This window comes from Micromonospora sp. URMC 106, from assembly GCF_051386395.1.
GTDB lineage: Bacteria > Actinomycetota > Actinomycetes > Mycobacteriales > Micromonosporaceae > Micromonospora.
The window spans coordinates 13,316-38,490 of record NZ_JBPQTP010000031.1; the positions used below are offsets into that span (position 1 = coordinate 13,316).

Annotated in this window: 25 protein-coding genes; 18 read left to right on the top strand and 7 right to left on the bottom strand. The window is 75.2% G+C overall.

What is annotated here, in order from left to right:
• Positions 1 to 100: 100 nt before the first annotated feature.
• On the bottom strand, positions 101 to 580 hold the full coding sequence (locus tag ACSNOB_RS12740; protein ID WP_436686849.1) for a DUF4383 domain-containing protein: 480 nt from the start codon (positions 578 to 580) through the stop codon (positions 101 to 103).
• 259 nt (positions 581 to 839) lie between these two features.
• Here ACSNOB_RS12740 and ACSNOB_RS12745 point away from each other — a divergent pair, with 259 nt between their 5' ends.
• The 3 genes from ACSNOB_RS12745 to ACSNOB_RS12755 are packed head-to-tail and all read left to right on the top strand — an operon-like array spanning position 840 to position 2,783.
• Complete coding sequence (locus ACSNOB_RS12745) at positions 840 to 1,619, top strand: hypothetical protein (RefSeq protein ID WP_436686850.1); 780 nt, start codon at positions 840 to 842, stop codon at positions 1,617 to 1,619.
• 31 nt (positions 1,620 to 1,650) lie between these two features.
• On the top strand, positions 1,651 to 2,103 hold the full coding sequence (locus ACSNOB_RS12750) for a phage holin family protein (RefSeq protein ID WP_393112188.1): 453 nt from the start codon (positions 1,651 to 1,653) through the stop codon (positions 2,101 to 2,103).
• Entirely contained in the window at positions 2,100 to 2,783 is a 684-nt protein-coding gene (locus tag ACSNOB_RS12755) for a DUF3618 domain-containing protein (RefSeq protein WP_436686851.1), read from the top strand. Before ACSNOB_RS12750 ends, ACSNOB_RS12755 begins: the two co-directional genes overlap by 4 nt.
• 212 nt (positions 2,784 to 2,995) lie before the next feature.
• On the opposite strand, the gene ACSNOB_RS12760 is transcribed toward ACSNOB_RS12755, so the two are convergent.
• Both ACSNOB_RS12760 and ACSNOB_RS12765 read right to left on the bottom strand, forming a co-directional pair.
• A complete protein-coding gene (locus ACSNOB_RS12760; protein WP_436686852.1) occupies positions 2,996 to 4,120 on the bottom strand; it encodes a glycosyltransferase in 1,125 nt (374 codons plus the stop codon).
• Positions 4,117 to 4,854: a class I SAM-dependent DNA methyltransferase gene (locus tag ACSNOB_RS12765; RefSeq protein WP_393112194.1), complete on the bottom strand. Its 738-nt coding sequence runs from the start codon at positions 4,852 to 4,854 to the stop codon at positions 4,117 to 4,119. The genes ACSNOB_RS12760 and ACSNOB_RS12765 overlap by 4 nt, the downstream gene beginning before the upstream one ends.
• 146 nt (positions 4,855 to 5,000) lie before the next feature.
• Between ACSNOB_RS12765 and ACSNOB_RS12770 the strand changes: the two genes are divergently transcribed.
• Together ACSNOB_RS12770 and ACSNOB_RS12775 are read left to right on the top strand one after the other, a co-directional pair.
• Positions 5,001 to 5,636: an SRPBCC family protein gene (locus ACSNOB_RS12770; protein ID WP_436686853.1), complete on the top strand. Its 636-nt coding sequence runs from the start codon at positions 5,001 to 5,003 to the stop codon at positions 5,634 to 5,636.
• Complete coding sequence (locus ACSNOB_RS12775) at positions 5,633 to 6,805, top strand: zinc-dependent alcohol dehydrogenase (protein WP_436686854.1); 1,173 nt, start codon at positions 5,633 to 5,635, stop codon at positions 6,803 to 6,805. Before ACSNOB_RS12770 ends, ACSNOB_RS12775 begins: the two co-directional genes overlap by 4 nt.
• Positions 6,806 to 6,857: 52 nt before the next feature.
• On the opposite strand, the gene ACSNOB_RS12780 is transcribed toward ACSNOB_RS12775, so the two are convergent.
• Positions 6,858 to 8,105 (bottom strand): cytochrome P450, encoded by a 1,248-nt coding sequence (locus ACSNOB_RS12780; protein WP_436686855.1) that lies wholly within the window; start codon positions 8,103 to 8,105, stop codon positions 6,858 to 6,860.
• Positions 8,106 to 8,398: 293 nt separating this feature from the next.
• Here ACSNOB_RS12780 and ACSNOB_RS12785 point away from each other — a divergent pair, with 293 nt between their 5' ends.
• Entirely contained in the window at positions 8,399 to 8,809 is a 411-nt protein-coding gene (locus ACSNOB_RS12785) for a hypothetical protein (RefSeq protein ID WP_436686856.1), read from the top strand.
• Between the two features lie 287 nt (positions 8,810 to 9,096).
• Here ACSNOB_RS12785 and ACSNOB_RS12790 read toward each other — a convergent pair whose 3' ends face one another.
• Entirely contained in the window at positions 9,097 to 9,315 is a 219-nt protein-coding gene (locus ACSNOB_RS12790) for a DUF397 domain-containing protein (RefSeq protein ID WP_088992395.1), read from the bottom strand.
• Positions 9,316 to 9,384: 69 nt separating this feature from the next.
• Here ACSNOB_RS12790 and pepN point away from each other — a divergent pair, with 69 nt between their 5' ends.
• The 10 genes from pepN (at position 9,385) to ACSNOB_RS12840 (ending at position 20,497) form a co-directional block, all read left to right on the top strand.
• Entirely contained in the window at positions 9,385 to 11,901 is a 2,517-nt protein-coding gene (gene pepN, locus ACSNOB_RS12795; protein ID WP_436686857.1) for an aminopeptidase N, read from the top strand.
• 71 nt (positions 11,902 to 11,972) lie between these two features.
• On the top strand, positions 11,973 to 12,569 hold the full coding sequence (gene nadD, locus ACSNOB_RS12800) for a nicotinate-nucleotide adenylyltransferase (RefSeq protein WP_393112206.1): 597 nt from the start codon (positions 11,973 to 11,975) through the stop codon (positions 12,567 to 12,569).
• A 110-nt stretch (positions 12,570 to 12,679) separates the two neighbouring features.
• Positions 12,680 to 13,090 carry a ribosome silencing factor gene (gene rsfS, locus ACSNOB_RS12805; RefSeq protein ID WP_393112208.1) on the top strand — a complete coding sequence of 137 codons (411 nt, stop codon included), beginning with the start codon at positions 12,680 to 12,682 and terminating at the stop codon, positions 13,088 to 13,090.
• Entirely contained in the window at positions 13,087 to 13,716 is a 630-nt protein-coding gene (locus tag ACSNOB_RS12810) for a histidine phosphatase family protein (protein ID WP_393112210.1), read from the top strand. The genes rsfS and ACSNOB_RS12810 overlap by 4 nt, the downstream gene beginning before the upstream one ends.
• A 39-nt stretch (positions 13,717 to 13,755) precedes the next feature.
• Positions 13,756 to 14,616 (top strand): DegV family protein, encoded by an 861-nt coding sequence (locus ACSNOB_RS12815; RefSeq protein ID WP_436686858.1) that lies wholly within the window; start codon positions 13,756 to 13,758, stop codon positions 14,614 to 14,616.
• Positions 14,617 to 14,726: 110 nt separating this feature from the next.
• Positions 14,727 to 15,494 carry an SDR family NAD(P)-dependent oxidoreductase gene (locus tag ACSNOB_RS12820; RefSeq protein ID WP_436686859.1) on the top strand — a complete coding sequence of 256 codons (768 nt, stop codon included), beginning with the start codon at positions 14,727 to 14,729 and terminating at the stop codon, positions 15,492 to 15,494.
• A gap of 126 nt (positions 15,495 to 15,620) precedes the next feature.
• Positions 15,621 to 16,499 (top strand): helix-hairpin-helix domain-containing protein, encoded by an 879-nt coding sequence (locus ACSNOB_RS12825; protein WP_436686860.1) that lies wholly within the window; start codon positions 15,621 to 15,623, stop codon positions 16,497 to 16,499.
• 29 nt (positions 16,500 to 16,528) lie between these two features.
• The gene (locus ACSNOB_RS12830) at positions 16,529 to 18,922 is read left to right on the top strand and encodes a ComEC/Rec2 family competence protein (protein ID WP_436686876.1); all 2,394 of its coding nucleotides are present in this window, start codon (positions 16,529 to 16,531) and stop codon (positions 18,920 to 18,922) included.
• Between the two features lie 124 nt (positions 18,923 to 19,046).
• Entirely contained in the window at positions 19,047 to 20,027 is a 981-nt protein-coding gene (gene holA / locus ACSNOB_RS12835) for a DNA polymerase III subunit delta (RefSeq protein WP_393112316.1), read from the top strand.
• A gap of 26 nt (positions 20,028 to 20,053) precedes the next feature.
• Positions 20,054 to 20,497, top strand: coding sequence for a hypothetical protein (locus tag ACSNOB_RS12840; RefSeq protein WP_436686877.1), 444 nt, complete (start codon positions 20,054 to 20,056; stop codon positions 20,495 to 20,497).
• A gap of 148 nt (positions 20,498 to 20,645) precedes the next feature.
• Here the strand turns inward: ACSNOB_RS12840 and rpsT are convergent, their stop codons facing one another.
• Positions 20,646 to 20,912, bottom strand: coding sequence for a 30S ribosomal protein S20 (gene rpsT, locus ACSNOB_RS12845; protein ID WP_091104033.1), 267 nt, complete (start codon positions 20,910 to 20,912; stop codon positions 20,646 to 20,648).
• 478 nt (positions 20,913 to 21,390) lie between these two features.
• On the bottom strand, positions 21,391 to 22,377 hold the full coding sequence (locus tag ACSNOB_RS12850; protein WP_436686861.1) for a phosphotransferase family protein: 987 nt from the start codon (positions 22,375 to 22,377) through the stop codon (positions 21,391 to 21,393).
• A 131-nt stretch (positions 22,378 to 22,508) separates the two neighbouring features.
• Between ACSNOB_RS12850 and ACSNOB_RS12855 the strand changes: the two genes are divergently transcribed.
• A complete protein-coding gene (locus tag ACSNOB_RS12855; protein ID WP_393112218.1) occupies positions 22,509 to 23,045 on the top strand; it encodes a DUF4240 domain-containing protein in 537 nt (178 codons plus the stop codon).
• A 230-nt stretch (positions 23,046 to 23,275) separates the two neighbouring features.
• Positions 23,276 to 25,153 carry a translation elongation factor 4 gene (gene lepA, locus ACSNOB_RS12860; protein WP_393112220.1) on the top strand — a complete coding sequence of 626 codons (1,878 nt, stop codon included), beginning with the start codon at positions 23,276 to 23,278 and terminating at the stop codon, positions 25,151 to 25,153.
• Positions 25,154 to 25,175 lie beyond the last annotated feature (22 nt).

Here is a 25,175-nt window from a genome sequence, read left to right on the forward strand (position 1 = left end):
CGGGCGGGGTCGCAGCCGGCGGGCCGGGCGAGGGTCGCAGCCGGCGGGCCGGGCGAGGGTCACAGCCGGTGGGCCGGGCGGACCCGCAGGCCGGCGAGGGTCAGGGGCGGTCGAAGGGGTCGTCCAGCCCGGTGCCCGTGCCCACCCGGTTCGACAGCAGCAGCCCGAACGCGAGCATGCCGAAGCCGAGGAAGAGGTGCAGCCAGTTGTCGGCGTCGTTGACCGGGATGAAGTTCGCCGCGCTCTCCCGGTCGATCGCGAAGCCGTACAGCCACAGGCCGAGGTAGAGCGCGCCACCGCCGGCGAGGAAGATCCGGGCCCCGGCGACGCTGCGGGCCAGCACCAGGCCGGCCAGCCCGAAGCCCAGGTGCAGCGCGTTGTGCAGGATCGACACCTGGAACAGGCCGAGCAGCCGCGCCTCCGAGTGGTGACCGGCGAACGTCATGTCGCCGTAGCCGGTGGTGACGCCGGGGATGAACCCGAGCACGCCGACCAGGGCGAAGACCCCAGCCGCGGCCACGGCGGCGAGCTGCACCCGCGGCTTCGGCCCCGCCCGGCCGCCGCGTGCGTTCCGTGCCATCGATGTCACCTCCGTGGACCCGCGGAACGCCCTGCCCGCGGCGCCGGCCGCGGGGGAACCGTCCGTCACTGTCCGCGACGGCGTCGACACCCGGCCCGACGATCCTCCATTTTGTAGCGCTCCGGCCACGGGGCGCAGGAGAAGTCACGAAGGAGGTATGGAAACGGCGACGGAGGGTAGGTCAAGGGAGGCGACGGCAGCAACGGCCAGCGCATCCCCCCAGCACAACCGCGACGACTTTCCGAGCGGAAGGGAAATCATGACTTACGATCTGTCACCCACGACTTCCACGTACGGGCAGGAGTCGACCAACGGCGGCGGCGTCCGCGACCAGGCCCGTCAGGTCGGCACCGAGGCCAAGCAGGTCGGCGGCGCCGTGGCCGAGACGGCCAAGCAGCAGGGCAGGGAGGTCGTCGGCGAGGCGAAGCTCCAGGCGCGCAACCTCTTCGGCGAGGCCCGGACCCAGGTCGCCAGCCAGGCAGGTGAGCAGCAGCGGCGCGCCGCCGGCGGGCTCCGCTCGCTGGCCGACGAGATGCGCTCGATGGCCGAGCAGGGCGGTCAGGCCGGCCCGGTGAGCGAGATCGCCCGCCAGGCCGCCGACCGGGTGCACGGCGTGGCCGGTTGGCTGGAGCAGCGGGAGCCCGGCGACCTCATCGCCGAGGTCCGGGACTACGCCCGCCGCAACCCGGGCACCTTCCTGGTCGGCGCCGCCGTGCTGGGCGTGCTCGCCGGCCGGCTGACCAAGAACATCTCCGCCGCCGGCGACGGCCAGGGCGGCGACGGCTACTCGGCGTACGGCTCGGGCGCGGGCTACGACCCGGACCGCACCGCGGTCATCCCGACCACGCCGGCCCCGCGCGCGGTGCCGGACGCCGTGCCGCCGGGCGGCTACCTCGACCCGACGCCGGGCGCGTACGCCGACCCGCAGACCACCACCAGCTACGCCGACCCGGCCGGTGGCGTCGGTCAGCCGCTGCCGCCGGTGACCCAGACCGATCCGCTGCCGGGCGTGCCGTCGAGCGGGACCACCCGTCCGTGAGCCTACGAGTCATCCGAAGGGAGGCGGCGGCATGAGCATGCCGACGCAGGGGTCGGGGCTGGACTCCGGTTACCACCCCCACGACGCGGACGAGGTCAGGAGCAGCTCGATCGGTGAGCTGATGCGTCAGGTCACCACCGACCTGTCCACCCTGATGCGGCAGGAGGTCGAGCTCGCCAAGGCCGAGATCCGCCAGGAGGGCAAGAAGGCGGGCAAGGCCGCCGGCTTCTTCGGCGGCGCCGGCTTCGGCGGCTACATGGTGGCCCTGTTCCTGTCGCTGGCCCTCTGGGCCGGGCTGTCCAACGTGATGGACGCCGGCTGGGCGGCCCTGATCGTGGCCGTCATCTGGGGCGCGATCGCCGCGGTCCTCTACTCCATGGCCAAGAAGAACGCCGAGCGGATTCGCGGCCTCAAGCAGACCAACGACAGCGTGCAGCGGATTCCCGACGCGCTCAAGCCCCACCCGCAGGAGGTCACCCGATGAGCACCGATCCGGACCAGATCCGCCGGGAGATCGAAGCCACCCGGAGCAACCTGAGCTCCGACGTGGACGCGCTGGCGTACAAGGTCAGCCCCGCCCGCATCGTCGACGACCGCAAGCAGCGGGCCCGCAACGCACTGCAGAATGTGAGGGACAAGGTGATGGGAACCGCTTCCGACCTGGGTCACAGCACCAAGCACGGCGCCCACTCGGTGGGCGACCACGCCTCGTCGGCGGCGTCCGCCGTCAGCGACAAGGCGCACTCGGCCGCCTCGGCGGTCGGTGACAAGGCGCAGTCGGCCGCCTCGACGGTCAGCGACGCCGCGCACCGGGCCCCGCACGTGATCCGGCAGAAGTCCGAGGGCAACCCGCTGGCCGCCGGCCTGATCGCGTTCGGCGTCGGCTGGCTCGCCTCCTCGCTGATCCCGGCGACCCGCCGCGAGCAGCAGGTGGCGACGCAGGTCAAGGAGAAGGCCGGCGAGCACGCCGGGGTGGTGAAGGAGAAGCTGGGCGAGGTCGCCAGCGAGCTGAAGGAGGAACTGCGCGAGCCGGCGCAGCACGCCACCGAGTCGGTGAAGTCCACCGCGCAGGACGCCGTGCACGCCGTCAAGGACGACACCCGCTCCGCCGCGCAGGACGTGAAGGACCAGGCGCAGCAGTCGCGCGAACAGGTGCGGTACTGACCGGTCCGGTCACCGTACGCCGCAGCTCGCGGCCACTCCCGGAGCCTCTCCGGGAAGGGCCGCGAGCTGTCGCGTGCGTCCCGGACGCTGTCCCGCCTCCCGCGCTCTTGCACTCTCGGCCCATGTCTTGCGTGGCGGTGCCCGTTGTGCCGGGGCAGGAGATGCAAGAGCGCGGGCGCGGGCGTGGGGGCGGATGGGTTGGCGGGGGTGCGTCAGCGGAGGTGGTGGCGGCGGAGGGTGCGCTCGAAGTGGGCGGCGCGGCGAACCCGGCCGCCGGCGTAGCGGACCCCGCCGAAGAGGAGCCGCCGACCGACGGCGAGCCAGCTGCACACGCCGCGTTCCAGCACCCACAGCGGGGCGGCCAGGGAGGTGGCCGGCGGGAAAACCACGGTGCCGCCGGCCCGGCGCCGGCCCGCCTCGGCCAGCGCCACGGTGGTCGCGGCCGCGCCGAGCAACAGCCCCGGCCGCCGGGCCGCGACCGCCGCGGCCAGCGCCGGCAGGACCGCGAGTGAGGCCACCAGGCGGGCCGGCTGGGCCAGGTCGTCGTACGCCTGGCGGACCCGCTGGCCCAGGAAGTGGCCGGTGTCGGGCGGCAGCCGGCGTACGTGCAGCCAGGCGGGCGCCGCCTCGGTGCCCCCGTACGCGCGCACGGTGCGGATCAGCTCCAGGTTCTCGAAGAGCACGTCCGGGTCGTAGCCGCCCATGGCGAGGAAGGTGCTCCGCCGCACCGCCAGGGTGCCGGGGTAGTCGGCGCCGAGCGCCCGGTTGAGCAGGATCCGCCCGGTGTCCCACCACGCGTGCCAGGGCAGCGGGTCGAAGTAGTTCTGCGGCCGGACCAGGTCCACCCGGTCGAGCAGCCGGTGTACGGCGCGCAGCCCCGCCTCGTCGTACCGGACGTCGTCGTCGGCGATCACCACGTGTTCGTGCCGGGCCGCGCCGACGCCGGTGAGCACGCCGGTCACCTTCCCGTTGACGCCGCGCAGGGCGGGATCCGGCGGCAGGTGCCGGACCAGCCCGCGCCAGGCCGACCGGTGCCGGGCGAACAGCTCCGGCGGCGAGCCGTCCACCACGGTCACGTCGACCCGGGTGCTCAGCCAGCGCAGGTAGCCGGTCAGCTCGGGCAGCCCGGCGTCGTCGGCCCAGCGCAGCGGCAGGACGTACGCGACGGGCAGCCGGCGGTCGTCGGCGGCCGGGGCCGGGGTGGGGTGGTGGTCGCCGGCGGTCCGTGCCGGGGTGGGCCGGTGGTCGTCGGAGCCGACAGCGGTCGGTGCGGGGGTGGCGCGGTGGGGGCCGTCGGGGCCGGGAGCGTCGCCGGCCGGCCGGGTGGGGGCGCTCACGCCCGCTCCGGGCGGCGGTAGACCGACACGTGGTCGCGGCTGCCGTCGGTGAACGGCCGCCCGGTCCAGTCCTCCCACCGGTGCTCGCGGCGCATTCCGGCCAGCTCGGCCATCAGGTCCAGCTCGGCCGGCCAGGCGTAGCGGTGGTTGGCCGGCAGCAACTGCACCCCGGCGTTGCTGAGCCGGACCTTCGTCGTGGTCATCCGCTGCTCGGCGGGGTGCAGCAGGGCCGCCTCCAGCAGCACCGCGTCCTCGGCCACCCGCACCGGGCGCAGCGCGCCGCCGGCCCGGAAGGCCCCGGGATCGGGCACCCAGGCCTCGACCACGAACCGGCCGCCGGGCCGCAGGTGGGCGGCGGCGTTGCGGAAGCAGGCGACCTGGGCGGCCTGGTCCGGCAGCGCGAAGATCGTGTTGAACGCGAGCACCACCAGCGCGAACTCGCCGGGCACGCGGGTCTCGGCGAAGTCGCCGACGGCCACCTCGACCGCGTCGCCGCCCGGCTTCGCGCGCAGCCCGGCGACCATCTCGGGGGAGCCCTCGATGCCGGCGACGGTCAGCCCCCGGGCGACCAGCGGCAGCGCGAGCCGGCCGGTGCCGATGCCGAACTCGCACACCGCTCCGCCGTCCGCCAGCGCGGCCAGCCGCTCGACGGCGGCGTCCGGCGTGAGGTGGGCGTACGCCTCGTCGTAGACCTCCGCGACGTGTCGGCCGTACTCGCTGGCGTCGAAGGACAACGGTGTCTCCCTGGTGACGGTGGTTGCCCGCAGCAGGTGCCCGGATATCGGACGGTCAAACCGGTTCGCCGTTTCGGCCCGGCGGCCCCGGGTAGCGCAACGGATGCGGGCGGTCCAGCTCCGGGCACCCGGGTGGAGGAGACGTGATGACCAGCAACGGAACGAGGTGGGCGCTGCTCGGCGCCACCACAGTGACCGCGGTCGGCGTCGGCCGGGCGGTGGCCCGTCGGCGGCGCCGGCACCAGCCCGAGCGGCGCGACGGCTGGTACGTGGTGCGGCGCGGGGTGACCGTCGACCGGCCGGTCGAGGCGGTGATCGGCTTCTGGACCGACCGGGAACGGATGGACCGGGCGCTGGCCGAGTGGGCGACCCTGGAGCAGCTCGACGACAACCGGTGGCGCTGCGTGGCGCGCGACCCGGACGGCGGTGACGCCGAGTGGCGCGCCGACATCACCGTCGACGGCCCCGGCCGGCTGCGCTGGCGGGTGACCGACGGGCCGGAGCAGGAGGGCACCGTGGAGCTGACGCCCGCGCCCCGGGACCGGGGCACGGAGATCCGTGCCGAGCTGCGGTGGCGCTCCGGGCCGGTGCGCCGGGCGCTCGGTCTGGTCGGCGGCGACGACCCGGACCAGGCGCTGCGGGACGTGCTGCGCCGGGTGAAGTCGCTCATCGAGTGCGGGCAGGTGATCGACACCCGGCGGGACCCGTCCGGGCGCGGCCCGGCTCAGGAGAAGGCGACCGACAAGGTCCGCGAGAGGCTGACGACGGGAGGACGGGCGTGAGGGCGCTCTGCTGGGAAGGCGTCGGCAAGCTGGCCGTACGCGACGTGCCCGAGCCGCGGATCCGCGCCGAGGGCGACATCATCGTCAAGGTCCGGGCCAGCAGCGTCTGCGGCTCCGACCTGCACCTGATCAACGGGTTCCTGCCGGCGGTGCGGGAGGGCGACGTCCTCGGCCACGAGTTCATGGGCGAGGTGGTGGAGACCGGTCCCGGCGTACGGCGGCTGCGCGTCGGCGACCGCGTGGTGGTCGGCTCGGTGGTGGCCTGCGGGGGCTGCTGGTACTGCCGCACCGAGCAGTACTCGCTCTGCGACAACTCCAACCCCCAGCCGGTCTTCACGGAGAAGCTCTGGGGGCACTCGCCGGCCGGGATCCTCGGCTACTCGCACGCCGCCGGGGGCTACTCCGGCAGCCACGCGGAGTACGTCCGGGTGCCCTTCGGCGACGTCGGGGCGTTCCCGGTCCCCGACGGGGTGCCCGACGACTCGGTGGTGTTCGCCTCCGACGCGATGCCGACCGGCTGGATGGCCGCCGACTTCTGCGGGCTGACCGGCGGCGAGGTGGTCGCGGTCTGGGGCGCCGGCGGGGTCGGCCAGATGGCCGCCCGGGCCGCGCAGATCCTTGGCGCCGGGCGGGTGATCGTCATCGACCGGCTGCCCGAGCGGCTCGCCACCGCCGCCGACCGGCTCGGCGTGGAGACAGTCAACTACGCGGACACCGACGTGCTGGAGGCGCTGCGCGAGATGACCGCCGGCCGGGGGCCGGACGCGTGCATCGAGGCGGTCGGCATGGAGTCCCACGACGTCGGCCCGGTGTACGCGTACGACAAGGCGAAGCAGACCGCCCGGTTGCAGACCGACCGGCCCACCTCGGTGCGGCAGGCGATCATGGCCTGCCGCAAGGGCGGCACGGTGAGCATCGTCGGCGTCTACGCAGGGCTGGTGGACAAGTTCCCGCTCGGCGCGGCGATGAACAAGGCGCTGGTGCTGCGGATGGGGCAGATGCACGCCCAGCGCTACATCCCGATGCTGCTGGACCGGCTCGCGGCCGGCGAGATCGACCCGGGCTACCTGGCCACCCACCCGATGTCGTTGGAGCAGGGCGCGCGCGGCTACGAGGTTTTCGAGAAGAAGGAGGACGGCTGCCTGCGTTCCGTCCTGCACCCGGCCTGACCCGCCCGCGCCGCGGGGGCCGGCCGGGCCCCCGCGGGCGGTGCGGCGTCGCTCAGGCGGTACGGCGGACGTTCGTGATCAGGAAGCCGCTCGGCGGCAGCGCCGGCATCCGGCTCAGGCTCAGCGCCAGGTCCTGCGGGGGCACGTCGTAGCGCATGACGGTGGTCAGGTTGGTCACCGCCCGCTTCATCAGCTCGATGGTGATCCACTCGCCCGCGCAGCGGTGGCCGGTCAGGTGCTGGCCGCCGCCCTGCGGGACGAGGCCGAACGGGTCGCCCCGCCAGCCGGTGAAGCGCTCCGGGCGGAACCGCTCCGGCTCCGGCCAGAGCTCCGGGTGGTGGTCGGTGCCGTACAGGTCGAGCAGCACCCGCCGGCCGCGCGGGAAGTGGTAGCCCTGCCAGTCGAAGGAGCGGCGGACCCGGGCGGCGGCCACCGGGAAGAAGGGGTAGAAGCGGCGCACCTCCTGCACGAAGCTCTCGGCGGTCTCCTCGCTCTCGCGGACCCGCTGCCGCCACGACGGGTGGTCGTGCAGGGCGAGCGCGGCGAACACGACGAAGCGGTCGACGGCGACGGTGGGGCGCAGGATGTTGAGCAGTTCGACCGCCGCGATCCGGCGGGGGAGCAGCCGCCCTCGGGCGTCCCGGTGCTCGGCGATGACGCGCAGCGCGCTGCCCTCGGGCGCGGGGAGCGTGCCGACGCGCTCGCGGTCGATGACGCCGCCGATCCAGCGCTCGCCCCGGCGGCGGCCCAGCAGGCCACGCCAGTGCCGGGGGCCGAGCGCCGCCGGGCCCTCGATCATCGCGTGCAGGTCGGCGGTGCGCCGGTCGACCTCGGCCTCCCCCAGCGGCACGCCCGCCCAGGCGCAGACCGCGCGGGTCAGCATCCGGCCGACCTCGTCGTACAGCACCACCGGCCCGCCCGCCTCCCAGGCCGGGACGCGGGCCCGCCACTCGTCGTCGAAGAGGCGGCCGAGGTGCCGGATCGCGTCCGGCGTCATGATCGACATGAACATGGCCTTGCGGCCGGCGTGGTCGGCGCCGTCCAGGCCCTGCACGCCGCCCTGCCCGGTGAGGGTGCGCTGCGCCCGCTTCGGCATGGCACCCGCGCGGACGAAGCGCTCGGGATCGTAGAAGAGCTCCGCCGCCGGCCGGCCGCGCAGGCAGATGGTGCGCTCCAAAAGCAGCCGGGCCTGGAAGATGTCGCTGCCGTGACGGTCGCAGCGCCGGCCGACGAAGCGGTAGCCGTCGCGCAGGAACGCCAGCGAGCTGTCCGGGCTGCGCTCCGTCGGGATGGTCGCCATCGGGCCTCCTGACAGGGGTGGCGGCCGTCGTCGGCCGGCCGGTGCTTGTCGACGCCTCTGCGTCTACCCAGGTCGGCGTGACTGAATCCCGCCGCGGGTCGGCGTGCGCCGGGCGGGGAGGGGCCAGCCGGACGGCACGCCTGCTGGCCCCTCCCAGGGGCGCGGAAAGCTGGTTGGCTCGGAGGAGCGGTCCGATCGGGGCGCCCACGGCGTGCCGGCGGGTGGCAGCCGGGCCGCGAACGGGCGCGTCAGGAGCAGGACGTGCCCACCCACCATCGCCACGGGGAGGACGCATGCGCGACAACAGGCCGCCGTACTGGCGGCGACGACGAGCGTTGGAGGGGCTCGGCGCGGGACCGGAGGTCGCCGGCGCGTCGTTGATCGCGCCGCCCCGTCGTCCGGCCCGGCCAGGCCGGTTCTTCACCGTGCATCTGGGCTTCACCGCGCCCGACACGGAGTCGGCCCGGGAACTCGCCGTCGGGTACGCCGAGGCGTTGAGCCTGCTGCGACCCGAGCTGGCCCTGGCCGCGTCGGCGCTGTCGCCGGCCGAGGCGTGGCAGCGGGCCGAGCGGCTGTTCTGCGGCGCGGTCGGCCCGGACGGCGAGCGCTGCGTCGACGTGGCCGGCCATCCCGGCTTCCACCACGCCCCCGGCCCCGGCGGGCTGGGTTGGGGCGACGGCGACCAGCCCGAGGGCATCGACTGACAACTATCGCGCGACTCGTCCGAGCGCGAGTGGCTCGGCGCCGCTGCCGGGCCGGCCCCGCACCCGTGCGTCGCACCCGTCGCGAGGCGCCGCGCACCCACAGCACCGCCACCTGACCGCCGGCGGCGCGGGCCGGGCACGGTGGGCGCCCGGCCCGCACCACCGCCGCCACGCCAGGCCGGACCACCGCGCCGGAACTGCTCGCTCCGTCCGACCGCTCGCCCGGCGACCCGTTCCGCTCTCCCGGCGACCCGTTCCGCTCGCCCGGCGACCCGTTCCGCTCGCCGTCAGTCCAGGTCGAACTCGCCGTCCTGGGCGCCGGCGACGAAGGCGTCCCACTCCGCCTGCGTGAAGACCAGCACCGGGCCGTCCGGCTCCGCCGAGTTGCGCATGCCGATCAGGTCGTCGACGAAGGCCACCTCGACGGCGCTCTCGGAGGTGTCGCCCTCGGCCCGCTGCCAGACCGCCCGAGAGAGGTCGAAGTCGCCCTTGGGGTGCGAAGCCATGGTTCAGTCCTCCAGTGCCACGGGGTCATGGGGAGACACGTGCCGATCCCCATCGGGCAGGATAAGCGGATGCCGAGCCTGACCCGTGTAGAGGCGACCGCGCGTGGCGCGGCGATCACCGTCGAGTCCTACCAGGTGGACCTCGACCTGACCGGCGGCGGCGAGCGGTTCCGCTCCCACGTCACGATCCGCTTCCGGGCCACCGCCGGCGCGGAGACCTTCGCCGAGGTCAAGCCGGCGAAACTGCTCGCGGTACGCCTCAACGACCGGGACGTAGACCCCGCCACCCTGGCCGACAACCGCCTGCCGCTGACCGGGCTGGCCGAGGCCAACACGCTCACCGTCGCCGCCGAGATGGCGTACTCGAACACCGGCGAGGGGATGCACCGCTTCGTCGACCCCGCCGACGGCGAGACGTACCTCTATGCCATGTCCTTCCTGGACGACGTGCAGCGCATCTTCGCCGCGTTCGACCAGCCCGACCTGAAGGCCCCCGTCACCCTCTCGGTGACCGCACCGGAGCAGTGGGTCGTCGCGGCCAACGGTCAGCTCGCCGACCACCCCCGGCCGGGGCGCTGGGAGTTCGCGCCGACGGCGCCGCTGGCGACGTACTTCGTCTCGCTGGTCGCCGGGCCCTGGCACGTCCGGCGCGACGAGCACGACGGCATCCCGCTCGGCCTCTACTGCCGGCGTTCGCTCGCGTCCCACCTGGACGCCGACGCCGAGGAGATCTTCACCGTCACGAAGCAGTGCCTCGACCGGTTCCACCAGCTCTTCGCCGAGCGCTACCCCTTCGGCAAGTACGACCAGGCGTTCGTGCCGGAGTTCAACGCCGGCGCGATGGAGAATCCGGGCATCGTCACCTTCCGCGACGACTTCGTCTTCCGTTCGGCGGTCACCGACACCCAGCGCGAGCTGCGGGCCACCACCATCGCCCACGAGATGGCGCACATGTGGTTCGGCGACCTGGTCACCATGCGCTGGTGGGACGACCTCTGGCTGAACGAGTCCTTCGCGGAGTACCTGGGCACCCGGGTGACCGCCGAGGCGACCCGCTTCGACCGGGCCTGGACGACCTTCGCCCTGCGGCGCAAGGCGTGGGGCTACGCCGCCGATCAGCGTCCCTCCACCCACCCGGTGGCGCCGGCGGAGGTCACCGACGCGGCCCAGGGGTTGCTCAACTTCGACGGCATCTCGTACGCCAAGGGGGCCAGCGTGCTGCGGCAGCTGGTCGCGTGGCTCGGTGACGACGCCTTCCTCGCCGGCCTCAACGCGCACTTCGCGAAGCACCGGTTCGGCAACGCCACCCTGGCCGACCTGCTCGGCAGCCTCGGCGCCGCCAGCGGGCGCGACCTGTCCGGCTGGGCCGAGCGCTGGCTGCGCGCGGCGCAGGTCAACACGCTGCGCGCCGAGGTCGCCGTCGACGCCGACGGGCGCTACACCGAGGTGGCGATCGTGCAGACCGCCCCGGCGACGCACCCGGTCTCGCGACCGCACCGGATCGGCGTCGGCCGGTACACCGCCGACGGCACGGTCACCCGCACGGAGGTCGACCTGGACCCGGACGCGGACGGCGGCCGGACCGTGCTCACCGAGCTGGCCGGGGAGCCGGCGGCCCGGCTGCTGCTGCCCAACGACGGCGACCTGACCTTCGCCAAGATCCGGCTCGATCCCGCGTCGGCGGAGGCCGTGCCCGCGGTGCTGCCCGGCCTGGCCGACCCCCTGGCCCGGGCGCTGCTCTGGGGCGAGGCGCTCGACGCCGCCACCGACGGGGAACGGCCGGTCGCCGGCCTGGTCGCCCTGATCGCCGCCGCGCTCCCCGTCGAGACCGAGGTGATCATCGCCGAGGACGTGCTCACGCTCAGCCGCTCGCTGGTCGACCGCTACCTCGACCCGGCCACCCGCGAGGTCGCCCTGGCCCAGGTCGCCGACGCGTGCCGGAGGCTGCTCGACGGGGCCCCGGCCGGGGAGTCCCTCCAGCTCGCCGCGGCCCGGGGCTGGATCGCCGCCACCACCGACGCCGACCTGCTGACCGGCTGGCTCGCCGGTCGGGACGTCCCGGCGGGGCTGGCGGTCGACGCCGAGCTGCGCTGGTCGGTGCTGCGCCGACTGGTGGTGCTCGGCGCGGCCGGCGCGGCGGAGATCGCCGCCGAGGCGGCGGCCGACCCCAGCGCCACCGGCGCGGAGCGGGCCGCCCGCTGCCGGGCGGCGCTGCCCGACCCGGCGGCCAAACAGGCCGCGTGGGAGATCGTCGTGTCGAACACCGAGCTGTCCAACCGGCTCGTCGAGGCGACCGCCGAGGGCTTCTGGCAGCCCGAGCAGGCCGAGCTGACGGCCGCCTACGTCGAGCGGTACTTCGCCGACATGCCCGCCGCCGCGCGGGCGCGTACGCCCTGGGTGGCGGACCGGGTCGCGAGCCTGGCCTTCCCCCGCTACGCCGTCGCCCAGCCCACCCGGGAGGCGGCCGCGGCGCTGCTGGCCCGCGACGACATCACGCCCGGCCTGCGCCGGGTGGTGACCGACGCCGACGACGACCTGCGTCGGGCGCTGGTCGCCCGGACGGCGGTCGCCGCCGCGGCGGCGTGACGGCGCCCGCTGGACGGGACGGACCGGCGGCCCCGGACGGCCGCCGGTTCCGTCCGGCCTAGGATCGCGGGGTGGAGGAAGACATCCGGCGGATCGGCATCATGGGCGGCACCTTCGATCCGATCCACCACGGGCACCTCGTCGCGGCCAGCGAGGTGGCGGACCGGTTCGGGCTGGACGAGGTGGTCTTCGTCCCCACCGGTCAGCCGTGGCAGAAGGCGGACGAGCCGGTCAGCCCGGCGGAGGACCGCTACCTGATGACGGTGATCGCCACGGCCTCCAACCCGCGCTTCCAGGTCAGTCGGGTCGACATCGACCGGGGTGGGCCCACCTACACGGTCGACACGCTGCGCGACCTGCACGCCGAGTACGGCCCGAAGGTGCAGCTCTTCTTCATCACCGGGGCCGACGCGCTGGAGCGGATCCTCTCCTGGAAGGACCTGGACGAGATCTTCGAGCTGGCCCACTTCATCGGGGTGACCCGGCCCGGCTTCGAGTTGACCGACGCGCACCTGCCCGCCGACACGGTGAGCCTGGTGCAGGTGCCGGCGATGGCCATCTCGTCCACGGACTGCCGGGCCCGGGTCGCCCGCGGGGAGCCGGTCTGGTATCTCGTGCCGGACGGTGTGGTGCAGTACATCGCCAAACGGCGCCTCTACCAGCAGTGATTTGACCCCTTGTCGGACGGTTCGGGCGGGTAACGCGTCAGAACTGACGAGTCGGGATTCCGCCGTGTGTGAGACGCTTGGAGGATCGCACGGTTGATCGAAGGAGAACGGTGACAGTTTCCGAACGCGCTCACGAGCTGGCGATCGCCGCCGCCCAGGCCGCGGCCGACAAGAAGGCGCAGGACATCGTCATCATCGACGTGGGCGACCAGCTCGCCATCACCGACGCGTTCCTGCTCGCCGCGGCTCCCAACGAGCGGCAGGTGCTCGCCATCGTCGACGCCATCGAGGAGCGCCTGCTCCAGCTGCCCGAGAAGGCCAAGCCGGTCCGGCGCGAGGGCGAGCGGGGCGGCCGGTGGGTGCTGCTCGACTACGTCGACATCGTGGTGCACGTCCAGCACACCGAGGAGCGCGAGTTCTACGCCCTCGACCGGCTGTGGAAGGACTGCCCCACGATCCCGTTCGTCGACCGGGATCTCGTCGACGCCGAGCCCGGCTCCGGCTCCGCCGCCGCGGAATGACCCGCCTGATCATCTGGCGGCACGGCAACACCGACTGGAACGCCGCCGGTCGGGTGCAGGGGCAGACCGACGTGCCCCTGAACGACCTCGGCCGCGAGCAGGCCCGCGCCGCCGCGCCCCTGCTCGCCGCGCTGCGGCCGGACGCCATCGTCGCCAGCGACCTGAGCCGCGCCGCGGACACGGCCGCCGCGCTCGCCGCGCTGACCGGGCTGCCGGTGGGCACCGACCCGCGGCTGCGGGAGCGGCACTTCGGGCTCTGGCAGGGGCTGATCCTCGCCGAGGCCGCCGAGCGTCACCCCGCCGAGTACGCCCGCTGGCGCGCCGGTGACCCGGACCCGGGCGCCGGCATCGAGACCCTCGACGACCTCGGCAAGCGGGTCGGCGCGGCGTTCCAGGACGCCGCCGACCTCGCTCCCGGCGGCACCGTCGTGGTGACCACCCACGGCGGCGGCGCCCGCCAGGGCGTCGGCCAACTGCTCGGCTGGGAGCACGCGGTGCTGCGCACCGTGGGGTCGCTGTCCAACTGCCACTGGACCGAGCTGCGGCACGACGACGCCCGGGGCTGGCACCTGCGCGCCCACAATGTCGGGCTGATCACTGTGCCCGCCACCACCGAGGCCATCTGACCCCGGCGTTCCCCGCCGGGATCGGCTAGCGTGCCGGGCATGCCCGTCGCGGTCGTCACCGACTCCACCGCCTACCTCCCGCCCGAGCTGCTGCGTGCCCACCGGCTGACAGTGGTGCCGCTGACCGTCGTGCTCAACGGCGCGGAAGGGCTGGAGGGGGTGGAGACCACCCCCGCCGAGGCCACCCGGGCGCTCGGCGGCCGGCGGGTCTCGGTGAGCACGTCCCGCCCCGCCCCGGAGCAGTTCGCGCAGACGTACCGGGACCTGTTCGACGCCGGCGCGGACGGCATCGTCTCGGTGCACCTGTCGGCCGAGCTCTCCGGCACGGTGGCGGCCGCCCGGCTGGCCGCCGCCGAGTTCGGGGACCGGGTCGCCGTGGTCGACAGCCGCTCGACCGGCATGGGCCTGGGCTTCCCGGCCGTCGTCGCCGCCACGGCCGCCGAGCGGGGCGAGGACCTGCCGGGCGTACGCGACGCCGCGCTGGACGCCATCGGCCGCACGAGCATCTGGTTCTACGTGGACACGCTGGAGTTCCTGCGCCGGGGCGGCCGGATCGGCGCGGCGGAGGCGCTGCTCGGCACCGCTCTCTCGGTCAAGCCGATCATGCACATGCCGGACGGCGCGATCGTCGTCAAAGACAAGGTGCGCACCGCCAGTCGGGGCGTCGCCCGCCTCGTCGACCTGGCCGTCGAGGCGGCCGGCGACAGCGACGTGGACCTGGCCGTGCACCACCTGGCCGCGCCGCAGCGGGCGGAGGCCCTGCTGGAGACGCTGACCGCCCGGCTGGGCGGCCGCCTGCGCCACGCGTACGTCTCGGAGGCGGGCGCGGTGGTCGCCGCGCACGCCGGACCGGGCCTGGCCTGCGTGGTCGTGCACCGCCGCCCGCCCGCCGCCGAGTAGCGTCGAACCGCGACGGACATGCCGCGCTGACGCTGTCGAGCTGCCCCACCGGACGGGGCAGCGGGGTCGCGGACGCGCGGTCGGCGGCCGACTGGAACGGGGAGGATGCGATGTCCTGCGTGGTGACCGGTGGCGGGCGAGGGGTCGGCCGGGCCGTCGTGGAGCGGCTCCTCGGCGCGGAGGACACGGTCGTGGTGGTCGAGCGCGATCCCGCCGCCGTGGCGTGGCTGACCACGCACCCCGCCGCCGACCGGTTGGTGGCGGTCGTCGGGGACGCCGCCGACGAGCAGGTCGCGGCCCGGGCCGCCGACCTCGCGGAACGGGCCGGGCCGCTCACCGGCTGGGTCAACAACGCGGCGGTGTTCCGGGACGCCTCGCTGCACACCGATCCGGTCGGCGACGTGCTCGACCTGATCGGGCGCAACCTCCGTCCCGCCGTGGTCGGGGCGGCGACGGCGGTGCGCCGTTTCCTGGCGGCCGGCACGGGCGGGGCCATCGTCAACGTCTCCTCCCACCAGGCTCGGCGGCCCGTGCCCGGCTGCCTGCCGTACGCGACCGCGAAGGCCGCCGTCGAAGGGCTGACCCGGTCGCTGGCCGTCGAGTACGGGCCACGGGGCATCCGGACCAACACCGTGGCACTGGGGTCGATCGCCACCGAGCGGCACGCCGCCTTCCTGGCCGGGCAGGAGCCGGCCGCGGCGGAACGGATCGACGCCGAGCTGACCCGGCTGCACCCGGTCGGCCGGATCGGCCGGCCGGAGGAGGTGGGGGAGGCCGTCGCGTACCTGCTGTCACCGGCGGCGGGCTTCGTGAACGGGGTGACCCTGCCGGTCGACGGGGGACGATCCGTCTTCGGCCCGGATCCCGAGGCCCACTGACCTGCGGCGTTCCGGGGCCTACCACAGCTCGGGCATGATCAGGCGATTGTCCACAGGGGTCCCCGCCGTCCACAGCCAACCCGCCGACGACCCGCCGGGCGGCCACCGTGGTCCTAGCCTCGCGACGTGTCAGACGACGAGGAGACGGTGGTCCGGGAACGGCTGCGCCGGCTGCTGGCAGGCCCGGTCCCGGCCCGGCCGGCGGCGATCTCGGGCGAGCGGCCGGCGGCGGTCCCGGCCGAGTGGGCTGCGGCGGTCCCGGCCGGGCAGGCCGCGGCGGTCCCGGCCGGGTGGGCGGCGGAACCCGAGCCGGCGGCCGAGACCACGGCGGTGCCGGCCGAGGCGGTGACGCATTCCCGGCTGCCGGGGCCAGGTGCGTTCGACCCCGGGCGGCGGGGCGTGCGGGCGCTGGCCGTCGTCGCCGTGCTGGTGGTGCTCGCCGCCGGCTTCTGGGCCTGGCTGTCCCGGCCGCAGGCACAACCGATCGGGCCGGTGGCCACCGCCGGGCCGCCGGTGGCGTCTGAGGGCGGGCCGGTGGAGCCGGGGGCGTCTCCCGACGGCGAGCTGGTGGTCGCGGTCGCCGGCAAGGTGCGTCGTCCGGGGCTGGTCCGGGTGCCGGCCGGCGCGCGGGTCGCCGACGCCGTCGAGGCGGCCGGCGGGGCGCTGCCCGGGGTGGACGTGGCCCTGCTCAACCCCGCCCGCAAGGTCACCGATGGTGAGCTGATCCTGGTCGGCGTCGCCGCACCGCCGGGCGCGGCGCCACCGCCCGGGGCGGCGCCCGACGCGCCGCCGGGAGGGGCCCCGGGACCGGGCGGCCGGCTCAACCTCAACACCGCGACGTTGGCGCAGCTCGACGCCCTGCCCGGGGTCGGCCCGGTGCTCGCCCAGCGCATCCTCGCCCACCGCGACCAGCACGGCGGCTTCCGTTCGGTCGTCGACCTGCGCCAGGTCGACGGCATCGGCGACGCCCGCTACGAGCAGCTCAAGGACCTGGTGACGGTGTGACGACGGGCGGCTGGCCCGGCGGGCTCGGGATGACCCGTGCCGCCGACGGCCCCGACGAGCGGGTCGCGGACGGGCCGGATCTGCGGCTGGCCGGTCTGGCCGTGGCGGCCTGGCTCGCCGCGCTGGCCGGGCTCCACCTCACCGCCGGCGCGACGCTGCTGCTGGCGGGGGTGGCCGCCGGGGTGGCCGGCGTCGCCGGGCTGCACCTGGCCGGCGTTCTCGGCCGGCCGTCCGCCCCGGTCCGGCGGTACGGCTGGATCGCCGTCGCGGTGCTGATCGGCGTGGTCTGCGGCGCGACGGCGACCGCCGCCCGGGTGTCCGTCCGCGACGCCGGGCCGGTGCGCGCCCTGGTGGAGCAGCGTGCCGTCGTCACCGCCGAGCTGGTCGTCCGCGACGATCCCCGTCCCGTACGCGGTGTCGCGGGGCGGCCGGCCACCCTGCTCGTGCCGACCGACCTGGCGGGGGTCACCGGCCCGGACGGCCGGCGGGTCGTCGCGCCGGTCCGCGTGCTGGTCCTCGCCGCCGACCCGGCCTGGAAAGGGCTGCTGCCCGGGCAACGGCTGACCGCCGAGGGGCGACTGGCCGCCCCGCGCGGCGGGGACCTGACGGCCGCCGTGCTGAGCGCGGCGGGCCCGCCGGAGCCGCACGGCGCAGCGCCGACGTCGCAGCGGGCCGCCGGGGCGCTGCGCGCCGGCCTGCAACGTGCCTGCGCGCCGCTCCCCGACGAGCAGGGCGGTCTGCTGCCCGGACTGGTGGTGGGCGACACGAGCCGGCTGCCGCCCACCGTGGAGGAGGACTTCCTGGCCACGGGGATGACGCACCTGAACGCCGTCTCCGGCTCCAACGTGGCCATCGTCGTCGGTGCCGTGCTGCTGCTGGCCCGATGGGCCCGGGCCGGCCCCTGGCTGGCCGCCGCGCTCTGTGGGCTGGCCCTGGTCGGTTTCGTCATCCTGGTCCGCCCGTCACCGAGCGTGGTGCGGGCCGCCACCATGGGCGCGATCGGGCTGGCCGCCCTGGCGGCCGGGCGTCCCAGGGCGGCCCTGCCCGCCCTGGCCGCCGGTGTGGCCGTGCTGGTGCTGCTCGACCCGGAGCTGGCCGGCGACCCCGGCTTCGCCCTCTCCGTGCTGGCCACCGGTGGTCTGCTGCTGCTCGCCCCGAGGTGGCGCGACGGGCTGCGCCGCCGCGGGGTGCCGGCCGGGCTCGCCGAGGCGCTGGCCGTACCGGCCGCCGCGCAGCTCGCCTGCGCCCCGGTGGTGGCCGGCATCTCGGGCACGGTCAGCCTGGTCGCCGTGCCCGCGAACCTGCTCGCGGTGCCGGCGATCGCGCCCGCCACGGTGCTCGGCGTGCTGGCGGCGGCGGTGTCGCCCCTCTGGCCCGCCGGGGCGGAGTTCCTCGCGTGGCTGGCCAGTTGGCCGGCGTGGTGGCTGGTCACCGTGGCGCGGCACGGGGCGCGGCTGCCCGCCGGGACGCTGCCGTGGCCCGGCGGGGTGACCGGGGCCCTGCTGCTGGCCGGGCTGACCCTCGCGCTGCTGGTGGCGGCGCGGCGCCCGGTGGTCCGCCGGTTGGTGGCGGTGGTCGTCGTCGCGGTGGTGGCCGGCGCGTTGCCGGTGCGGCTGGCGGTCCCCGGCTGGCCCCCGGTGAACTGGGTGGTCGCCGCCTGCGCGGTCGGCCAGGGCGACACGGTGGTGTTGCCGGTGGCCCCGGGCCGGGCGGTGGTGGTCGACGCCGGGCCGGACCCGGCGGCGGCGGACGGCTGCCTGCGCCGGCTCGGCGTACGGGAGGTCGCGCTGCTGGTGTTCAGCCACTTCCACGCCGACCACACCGGCGGTGTGGCGGGAGTCTTCCGGGGACGCCCGGTGGATGCCGTGCTCGCGCCGCGGTGGCCGGAGCCGGCGGCGGGGCGGGACCTGGTCCGCACCGAGGCGGCGGCGCACGCCACGGAGGTGGTGGCCGCCCCGGCCGGCTGGCGCTACCGGGAGGGCGCGGTCGACCTGGTCGTCGTCGGGCCGCCGTACCCGTTGCGGGGCACCCGGTCGGACCCGAACAACAACTCGCTGGTGCTGCTCGCCACGGTCGCCGGAGTGCGGATCCTGCTCGCCGGCGACGCCGAGACCGAGGAACAGCGGGCGCTGCTGGACGGCACGGCGCCGGGCGGGCTGCGGGCCGACGTGTTGAAGGTGGCGCACCACGGCTCCGCCTACCAGGATCCGGCCTTCCTGGACGCGGTCCGCCCGGCGGTCGCCCTGGTGCCGGTCGGGGTCGGCAACACGTACGGGCACCCCAACCCGGCGGTGCTCGGGCGGCTGGCCCGGGGCGGGGCGCGGGTACTGCGTACCGACACCGACGGGGACGTGGCGGCGGTGCTCGGCCGGTCGGGTCTCGCGGTCGTGACGCGCGGCACGCCGCCGGGCCGACAGCGGTAGGAGATCGATGCCGATTCTCGGCTTTGGCGGTGGACTGAGATAAATGTCTGGATTTGCACTGAGTGCGGGCTCTGCCGTCACAGTGCGGATGAGCAGGCTGGATCCGGCCGCCGGCCGTGCGAATATGGGCGGCGTGACCGCCGCCAGCCTCGCTCCCATTCTGCTCGTCCTCGGTGACGAGGAGCTGCTCGCCACGCGCGCCGTCACCGAAGCCGTCGCCCGGGCCCGCAGTGTCGACCCCGACGTGGACGTCCGCGAGTACCAGGCCGGCTCCCTGGCCGTCGGCGAGATCGCCGAGATGCTCAGCCCCTCCCTCTTCGGCGGGCGGCGGGTGCTGGTGCTGCGCGCCGGCCAGGACGCCCGCAAGGACCTCGTGGCCGCCCTGCTGGCGTACGCGAAGAATCCCGACCCCGAGGTGCAGCTCGTCGTGCTGCACCTCGGCGGCGCCAAGGGCAAGGCGTTCGCCGACGGGCTGAAGGCGGCCGGCGCGACGGTCGTCCCGGCGGCCAAGCTCAAGGGGCACCGCGAGCGGGTGGCGTTCGTCCGCGACGAGATCCGCCGCGCCGGCGGGAAGTGCACCGACGACGCCGCCGAGGCGCTCATCGCGGCGGTCGGCAACGACCTGCGCGAGCTGGCCGCGGCCTGTTCCCAGCTGATGGCCGACACCGACGGTCGCATCGGCGCCGACACGGTCGCCCGCTACTACCGGGGTCGGGTCGAGGTGAGCGGCTTCACGGTCGCCGACGCCACCATGGTCGGCGACGTGCCGGCCGCCCTGGAGGCGCTCCGCTGGGCGCTGCACGTCGGGGTCGACCCGGTGCCGATCGCCGACGCGATCGCCGACGGCGTGCGCACCGTGGCCCGGGTCGCGTCCGCCGGGCGGGGCAGCCCCTACCAGCTCGCGAGCAGCCTGGGCATGCCGGCGTGGAAGATCGAGCGGGCGCAGCGTCAGGGTCGCGGGTGGACGCCCGAGGGCCTGGTCCACGCGATGCGGGCCGCCGCCGAGTGCAACGCGGCCGTCAAGGGCGGGGCGGACGACCGGGCGTACGCGCTGGAGCGGGCCGTCTTCTCGGTGGCGGCCGCCCGCCAGGGCGGCGCCCGGTGAGCGGAGCGCCCCGCGGCTCGTGGGCCATGGTCCCGGCCGACGAGGAGCGCTACCGGCCGCTCTACGCCCGGGTCCTCGGGCTGCGCGTGGTGAACCCGGGCGGGGTGCTCTGCTTCCTCTTCTTCGAGGGTGCCGTCGCGCTCGCCGCGCTGCTCGCCCTCGCCGAGCTGGTCACCTGGTGGGCGGTGCTCGTCCTGCCCGCCACGGTGGCGGTGATGGTGAAGCTCAACGACATGGTGGCCGCCGTGGTGGTCCGTTCCGCGGCCCTCGTGCCGGAGCAGGAGCGGGACCGCTTCCGTCGGCAGATGGAGCCCGTGGTCGGGCGGGCCAGGGTCGACTGGATCACGCACAGCGTGCCCGGCGTGGTCGTCACGGCCGAGCCGGTGCCGCGGGCCGCCCGCGCCGAGCACGGTCGGCCCGGCCAGCCGGGCCAGCGCCACGGCCCCGGCGAGCAGCGGACCGGCGGCTGACGCGCCGGGACGCGCCCGGCGCGCGTGGCCGCCGGCACGACGAATGCCCGACCGGGTCATCCCGGCCGGGTGCGGAACGCAGAAAGCGCAGACAGCCGGAAGCCCCGGGGAGTGCCCGGGGCTTCCGGTCAGGTCTGAGGTCGCCGCGTCAGGCGGAGAGCGACACCACGCGCTTGGCGATCGCGGACTTGCGGTTCGCGGCCTGGTTCGAGTGGATCACGCCCTTGCTGACCGCCTTGTCCAGCTTGCGCGAGGCGTCGCGCATGAGGATGGTGGCCTTCTCGACGTCACCAGCCTCCGCAGCCTCGTGGAACTTCCGGACGGCGGTCTTCAGCGACGACTTGACCGACTTGTTACGCAGCCGGCGCTTCTCGTTCTGCCGGTTGCGCTTGATCTGGGACTTGATGTTCGCCACGCGACAGCCTCGTCTTGATAGCTCGGGTTGGTCAGCTTGTGCGCGCGACGAGCATGCGTCATCGCTGCGCGAATAGCCAGGTTACCAGGTCGCCCGGGACGAACCAAAACGGCTCCGCCCCGCCCTGGTGGGGCCCGCGTCCCGCCCGGCCCTCAACCCCGGCGCGGACGGGAGGGACGCGGATGCGACCGTGCGAGAGCCGACACGGCCGCATGCGGGAGTCGGGCGCGGCGGACGCGGGACTCGGGCGCGGGCAGAGGCGGGAGAGCGGCGCGGGCAGAGGCGGGAGTGGTGCGGGCCGGCGCGGGAGAGTGGCGCGGGCAGAGGCGGGAGTGGTGCGGGCCGGCGCGGGAGAGTCGGGGTGCGGCCCGCACCCGGGGGAGCGCGCGAGAGTCGGGGTGCGGCCCGCGCCCGGGGGAACGTGGGAGAGTCGGGGTGCGGCCCGTACCCGGGGGGCGCGCCGGCGCCGGTGTGGCGGTCAGGTCCAGCCCTGCCGGCGGGCGAGCCAGCGGAGGGACTGCTCGCCGCTCCACCGCTGGTGCGCCGGCAGGTGCGGCGATGCCGTCGGGGGCGCCGAGGCGGCCGTGGTGAGGAAGTAGCCGGACAGCGCGGCCAGGGTGGCGTCCAACGCGTCCGGGGGCGCGCCGGCCGCTGCCGGATGCCGGGCGAAGAGCGCGTCGGCGTCCAGGCCGCTGGCGTACGCGGTGAGGAGCAGGCCGGCCAGGTCGAACCAGGCGGGTCCGTGGCAGAGCCAGGTCCAGTCGCAGAGCCAGGCCCGGCCGGTCCCGTCGATGAGCACGTTGTCCAGCCGCAGGTCGCCGTGGATCAGGCCGCCCGCCCCGGCGGCGTACGCCGGGAGCCGGGACTCCAGCGCGACGAGGTCGGGCAGGCGGTCCCGGACCGGCGCGGGCAGCGGCGGCGACGGCTCCCGGCCGGCCGCCACCTCGCCCCACCAGAGGATGTCCTCGCGGGCCAGGTCGGCGAGGTGGGGCAGCCCGAGCCGGGCCAGCGCCGCCGGGGGCGCGGCCAGCGCGGCGGCGACCTCGGCGTACCCGGTGAGGGCGGCGGTCAGCTCGGCCGGATCCCAGGGGAGCCGGGGCGTGTGGCCGTCGACGGCGTCCAGGCAGAGCGCGAACCAGCCGGCCTCGTCCAGCGTCCAGCGGGGGCGGGGGGCCGGCAGGCCGTCGGGGAGCCGGTCGAGGACGGCGGCCTCCCGGGCGTACCAGTCGACCAGACGCGGTTGTTCGGCGGTGGCCGCCGCCTTGACGAAGGCCCGGTCCCCGGCGGCGGTGGTGAGCACGGCGGCGAAGCCCCGGGTGAAGCCGGCGCCGGCGATCCGGGCGGCGACCACCGGGGCGCCCAGTCGGTCGCCGATCGCGGCGCGCAGCGTCGCCGGCAGCGTCTCCCACGCCGGCCGGCGGGCGGTCGCGTGGTACGGCACCGGGGGCGGGGACGCGGGGGTCACGCCACCATGCTGCCGGCCCGCCGGCCGCCCCGCACCGGGACACCGCCGCGCGGGGCGACCGGGCCCGGCGACCCGCCGGGGTGTTCCGCTGCGGACGGGGCCGGCGGCGCGGTCTGCCAGACTGCCAGGCCATGAGGACCGACGACTTCTGGCAGTTGATCGACCGGGCCCGGGCCGGCGGCGGGGGAGAGCCGCACGCGGTCGCCGCGCGGGCCGTCGCCCTGCTCGCCGAGCGCGAGCCGGACGACATCGTCGGATACGCCCGCCACCAGGCCCGGGTGCTGGCGGCCTCGCACAAGGCCGACCTGTGGGGTGCGGCCTACCTGATCAACGGCGGGGTTTCCGACGAGGGCTTCCACCACTTCCGGGGCTGGCTGATGACCCAGGGCCGCGAGGTCTTCGCCCGCGCCGTCGCCGACCCGGACTCGCTGGCCGCGTTGCCGCAGGTCCGGGCGGCGTCGCTGAGCGGCGAGGAGTTCTCGGCCGAGGAGATGCTGGCGGTGCCGTGGGACGCGTACCGCAGGGCCACCGCCGCCGACCTGCCGGCCGACCGGGAGCCGGCGCCCGTGCCGGACCTCAACGACTTCTGGGACTTCGACGACGAGGAGGAGGCGAGGCGACGGCTGCCCAGGCTCGCCGCCCTCTTCGTCGAGCCTCCCGCCGAGTGATCCGGCCGGGCGCGGTGCGGCGCCCGGCAGGGCCGGGGTGTCCCCGGTGCTCGCCGGCCACGCGGGGACGGCGTGGCCGAACGGCCGGTGCGGGTCCCTCGCCGGCCTGTCGCCGGGTGCGCTCCGGGCGAGGATCGCCCGCGCAGCGGGTGCGCGGCGGCGACGTGGGAGCATAGAGGGGGCCGGCGTCGCGCCGGCCTGCTCACGTCAGCCGACCAGAACGGACCGCTGTGCCACCGACGCTCGATTCCGGCGCGAACGCTCCTGGTGCCACCGACCCGGCGCGCATCCGGAACTTCTGCATCATCGCCCACATCGACCACGGGAAGTCGACCCTGGCCGACCGGATGTTGCAGCTCACCGGCGTGGTCGACCCCCGGCAGATGCGTGCGCAGTATCTCGACCGGATGGACATCGAGCGCGAGCGCGGCATCACGATCAAGAGTCAGGCCGTCCGGATGCCCTGGACCATCCGGGAGGGCGACCGGGCCGGCGAGACCGCCGTGCTCAACATGATCGACACCCCGGGCCACGTCGACTTCACCTACGAGGTGTCCCGGTCGCTGGCCGCCTGCGAGGGCGCGATCCTGCTGGTCGACGCCGCCCAGGGCATCGAGGCGCAGACCCTGGCGAACCTCTACCTGGCGCTCGAGAACGACCTGCACATCATCCCGGTGCTCAACAAGATCGACCTGCCGGCCGCCCAGCCCGAGAAGTACGCCGAGGAGCTGGCCCGGCTGATCGGCGGCGACCCGGCGGACTGCATCCGGGTCTCCGGCAAGACCGGCGAGGGCGTGCCGTACCTGCTCGACGAGATCGTCCGACAGTTCAAGCCCCCGGTCGGCGACGCCGACGCACCCGCCCGCGCGATGATCTTCGACTCGGTCTACGACGTCTACCGGGGCGTGGTCACCTACGTCCGGGTGATCGACGGGCGGATCAGCGCCCGGGACCGGATCAAGATGATGTCCACCGCCGCGGTGCACGAGCTGCTGGAGATCGGCGTCATCTCGCCGGAGATGGTGAAGGCCGACGCGCTGGGCGTCGGCGAGGTGGGTTACCTGATCACCGGCGTGAAGGACGTCCGTCAGTCCCGGGTCGGTGACACGATCACCATCAACTCCCGGCCGGCGACGGAGGCCCTGGGCGGCTACAAGGACCCGAAGCCGATGGTCTACTCGGGGCTCTACCCGATCGACGGCTCCGACTACCCCAACCTGCGCGAGGCGCTGGACAAGCTCAAGCTCAACGACGCCGCGCTCGACTACGAGCCGGAGACGTCGGGGGCGCTCGGCTTCGGCTTCCGCTGCGGCTTCCTGGGCCTGCTGCATTTGGAGATCATCCGGGAGCGGCTGGAGCGCGAGTACAACCTCGACCTGATCTCCACCGCGCCGAACGTGGTCTACCGGGCCATCACGGAGGACGGCCAGGAGATCGTCGTGACGAACCCCAGCGAGTACCCCACGGGCAAGATCGCCGAGGTGTACGAGCCGGTCGTGCGCGCCACGGTGCTCACCCCGAACGACTACGTCGGCGCGGTGATGGAGCTCTGCCAGGGCCGCCGGGGCAGCCTGCTCGGCATGGACTACCTCTCCGCCGACCGGGTGGAGCTGCGCTACACGCTGCCCCTCGCGGAGATCATCTTCGACTTCTTCGACCAGTTGAAGAGCCGTACCAAGGGCTACGCCTCGCTGGACTACGAGCCCTCGGGCGAGCAGGCGTCCGACCTCGTGAAGGTCGACATCCTGCTGCACGGCGAGCCGGTGGACGCGTTCAGCGCGATCGTGCACAAGGACAAGGCGTACAACTACGGGGTCACCATCGCGGCGAAGCTGCGCAACCTGATCCCGCGCCAGCAGTTCGAGGTGCCGATCCAGGCCGCGATCGGCAGCCGGGTGATCGCCCGGGAGACCATCCGGGCGATCCGCAAGGACGTGCTCGCCAAGTGCTACGGCGGTGACATCAGCCGCAAGCGCAAGCTGCTGGAGAAGCAGAAGGAAGGCAAGAAGCGGATGAAGATGGTGGGCCGGGTGGAGGTTCCCCAGGAGGCCTTCATCGCCGCGCTCTCCTCCGACTCCGGGGACGGCAAGGCCCCCGGCAAGAAGTGACGCGCCGCCGGCCCGCCGGCGG

Coding starts and splice junctions, on each gene's coding strand:
- pepN (WP_436686857.1), top strand. CDS start 9,385: ATGCCGAGCCTGACCCGTGTAGAGGCGACCGCGCGTGGCGCGGCGATC.
- ACSNOB_RS12780 (WP_436686855.1), bottom strand. CDS start 8,105: ATGGCGACCATCCCGACGGAGCGCAGCCCGGACAGCTCGCTGGCGTTC.
- ACSNOB_RS12740 (WP_436686849.1), bottom strand. CDS start 580: ATGGCACGGAACGCACGCGGCGGCCGGGCGGGGCCGAAGCCGCGGGTG.
- ACSNOB_RS12770 (WP_436686853.1), top strand. CDS start 5,001: ATGACCAGCAACGGAACGAGGTGGGCGCTGCTCGGCGCCACCACAGTG.
- ACSNOB_RS12830 (WP_436686876.1), top strand. CDS start 16,529: ATGACCCGTGCCGCCGACGGCCCCGACGAGCGGGTCGCGGACGGGCCG.
- ACSNOB_RS12750 (WP_393112188.1), top strand. CDS start 1,651: ATGAGCATGCCGACGCAGGGGTCGGGGCTGGACTCCGGTTACCACCCC.
- holA (WP_393112316.1), top strand. CDS start 19,047: ATGGGCGGCGTGACCGCCGCCAGCCTCGCTCCCATTCTGCTCGTCCTC.
- ACSNOB_RS12815 (WP_436686858.1), top strand. CDS start 13,756: ATGCCCGTCGCGGTCGTCACCGACTCCACCGCCTACCTCCCGCCCGAG.
- ACSNOB_RS12745 (WP_436686850.1), top strand. CDS start 840: ATGACTTACGATCTGTCACCCACGACTTCCACGTACGGGCAGGAGTCG.
- ACSNOB_RS12820 (WP_436686859.1), top strand. CDS start 14,727: ATGTCCTGCGTGGTGACCGGTGGCGGGCGAGGGGTCGGCCGGGCCGTC.
- ACSNOB_RS12810 (WP_393112210.1), top strand. CDS start 13,087: ATGACCCGCCTGATCATCTGGCGGCACGGCAACACCGACTGGAACGCC.
- ACSNOB_RS12790 (WP_088992395.1), bottom strand. CDS start 9,315: ATGGCTTCGCACCCCAAGGGCGACTTCGACCTCTCTCGGGCGGTCTGG.
- ACSNOB_RS12840 (WP_436686877.1), top strand. CDS start 20,054: ATGGTCCCGGCCGACGAGGAGCGCTACCGGCCGCTCTACGCCCGGGTC.
- ACSNOB_RS12855 (WP_393112218.1), top strand. CDS start 22,509: ATGAGGACCGACGACTTCTGGCAGTTGATCGACCGGGCCCGGGCCGGC.
- ACSNOB_RS12755 (WP_436686851.1), top strand. CDS start 2,100: ATGAGCACCGATCCGGACCAGATCCGCCGGGAGATCGAAGCCACCCGG.
- ACSNOB_RS12785 (WP_436686856.1), top strand. CDS start 8,399: ATGCGCGACAACAGGCCGCCGTACTGGCGGCGACGACGAGCGTTGGAG.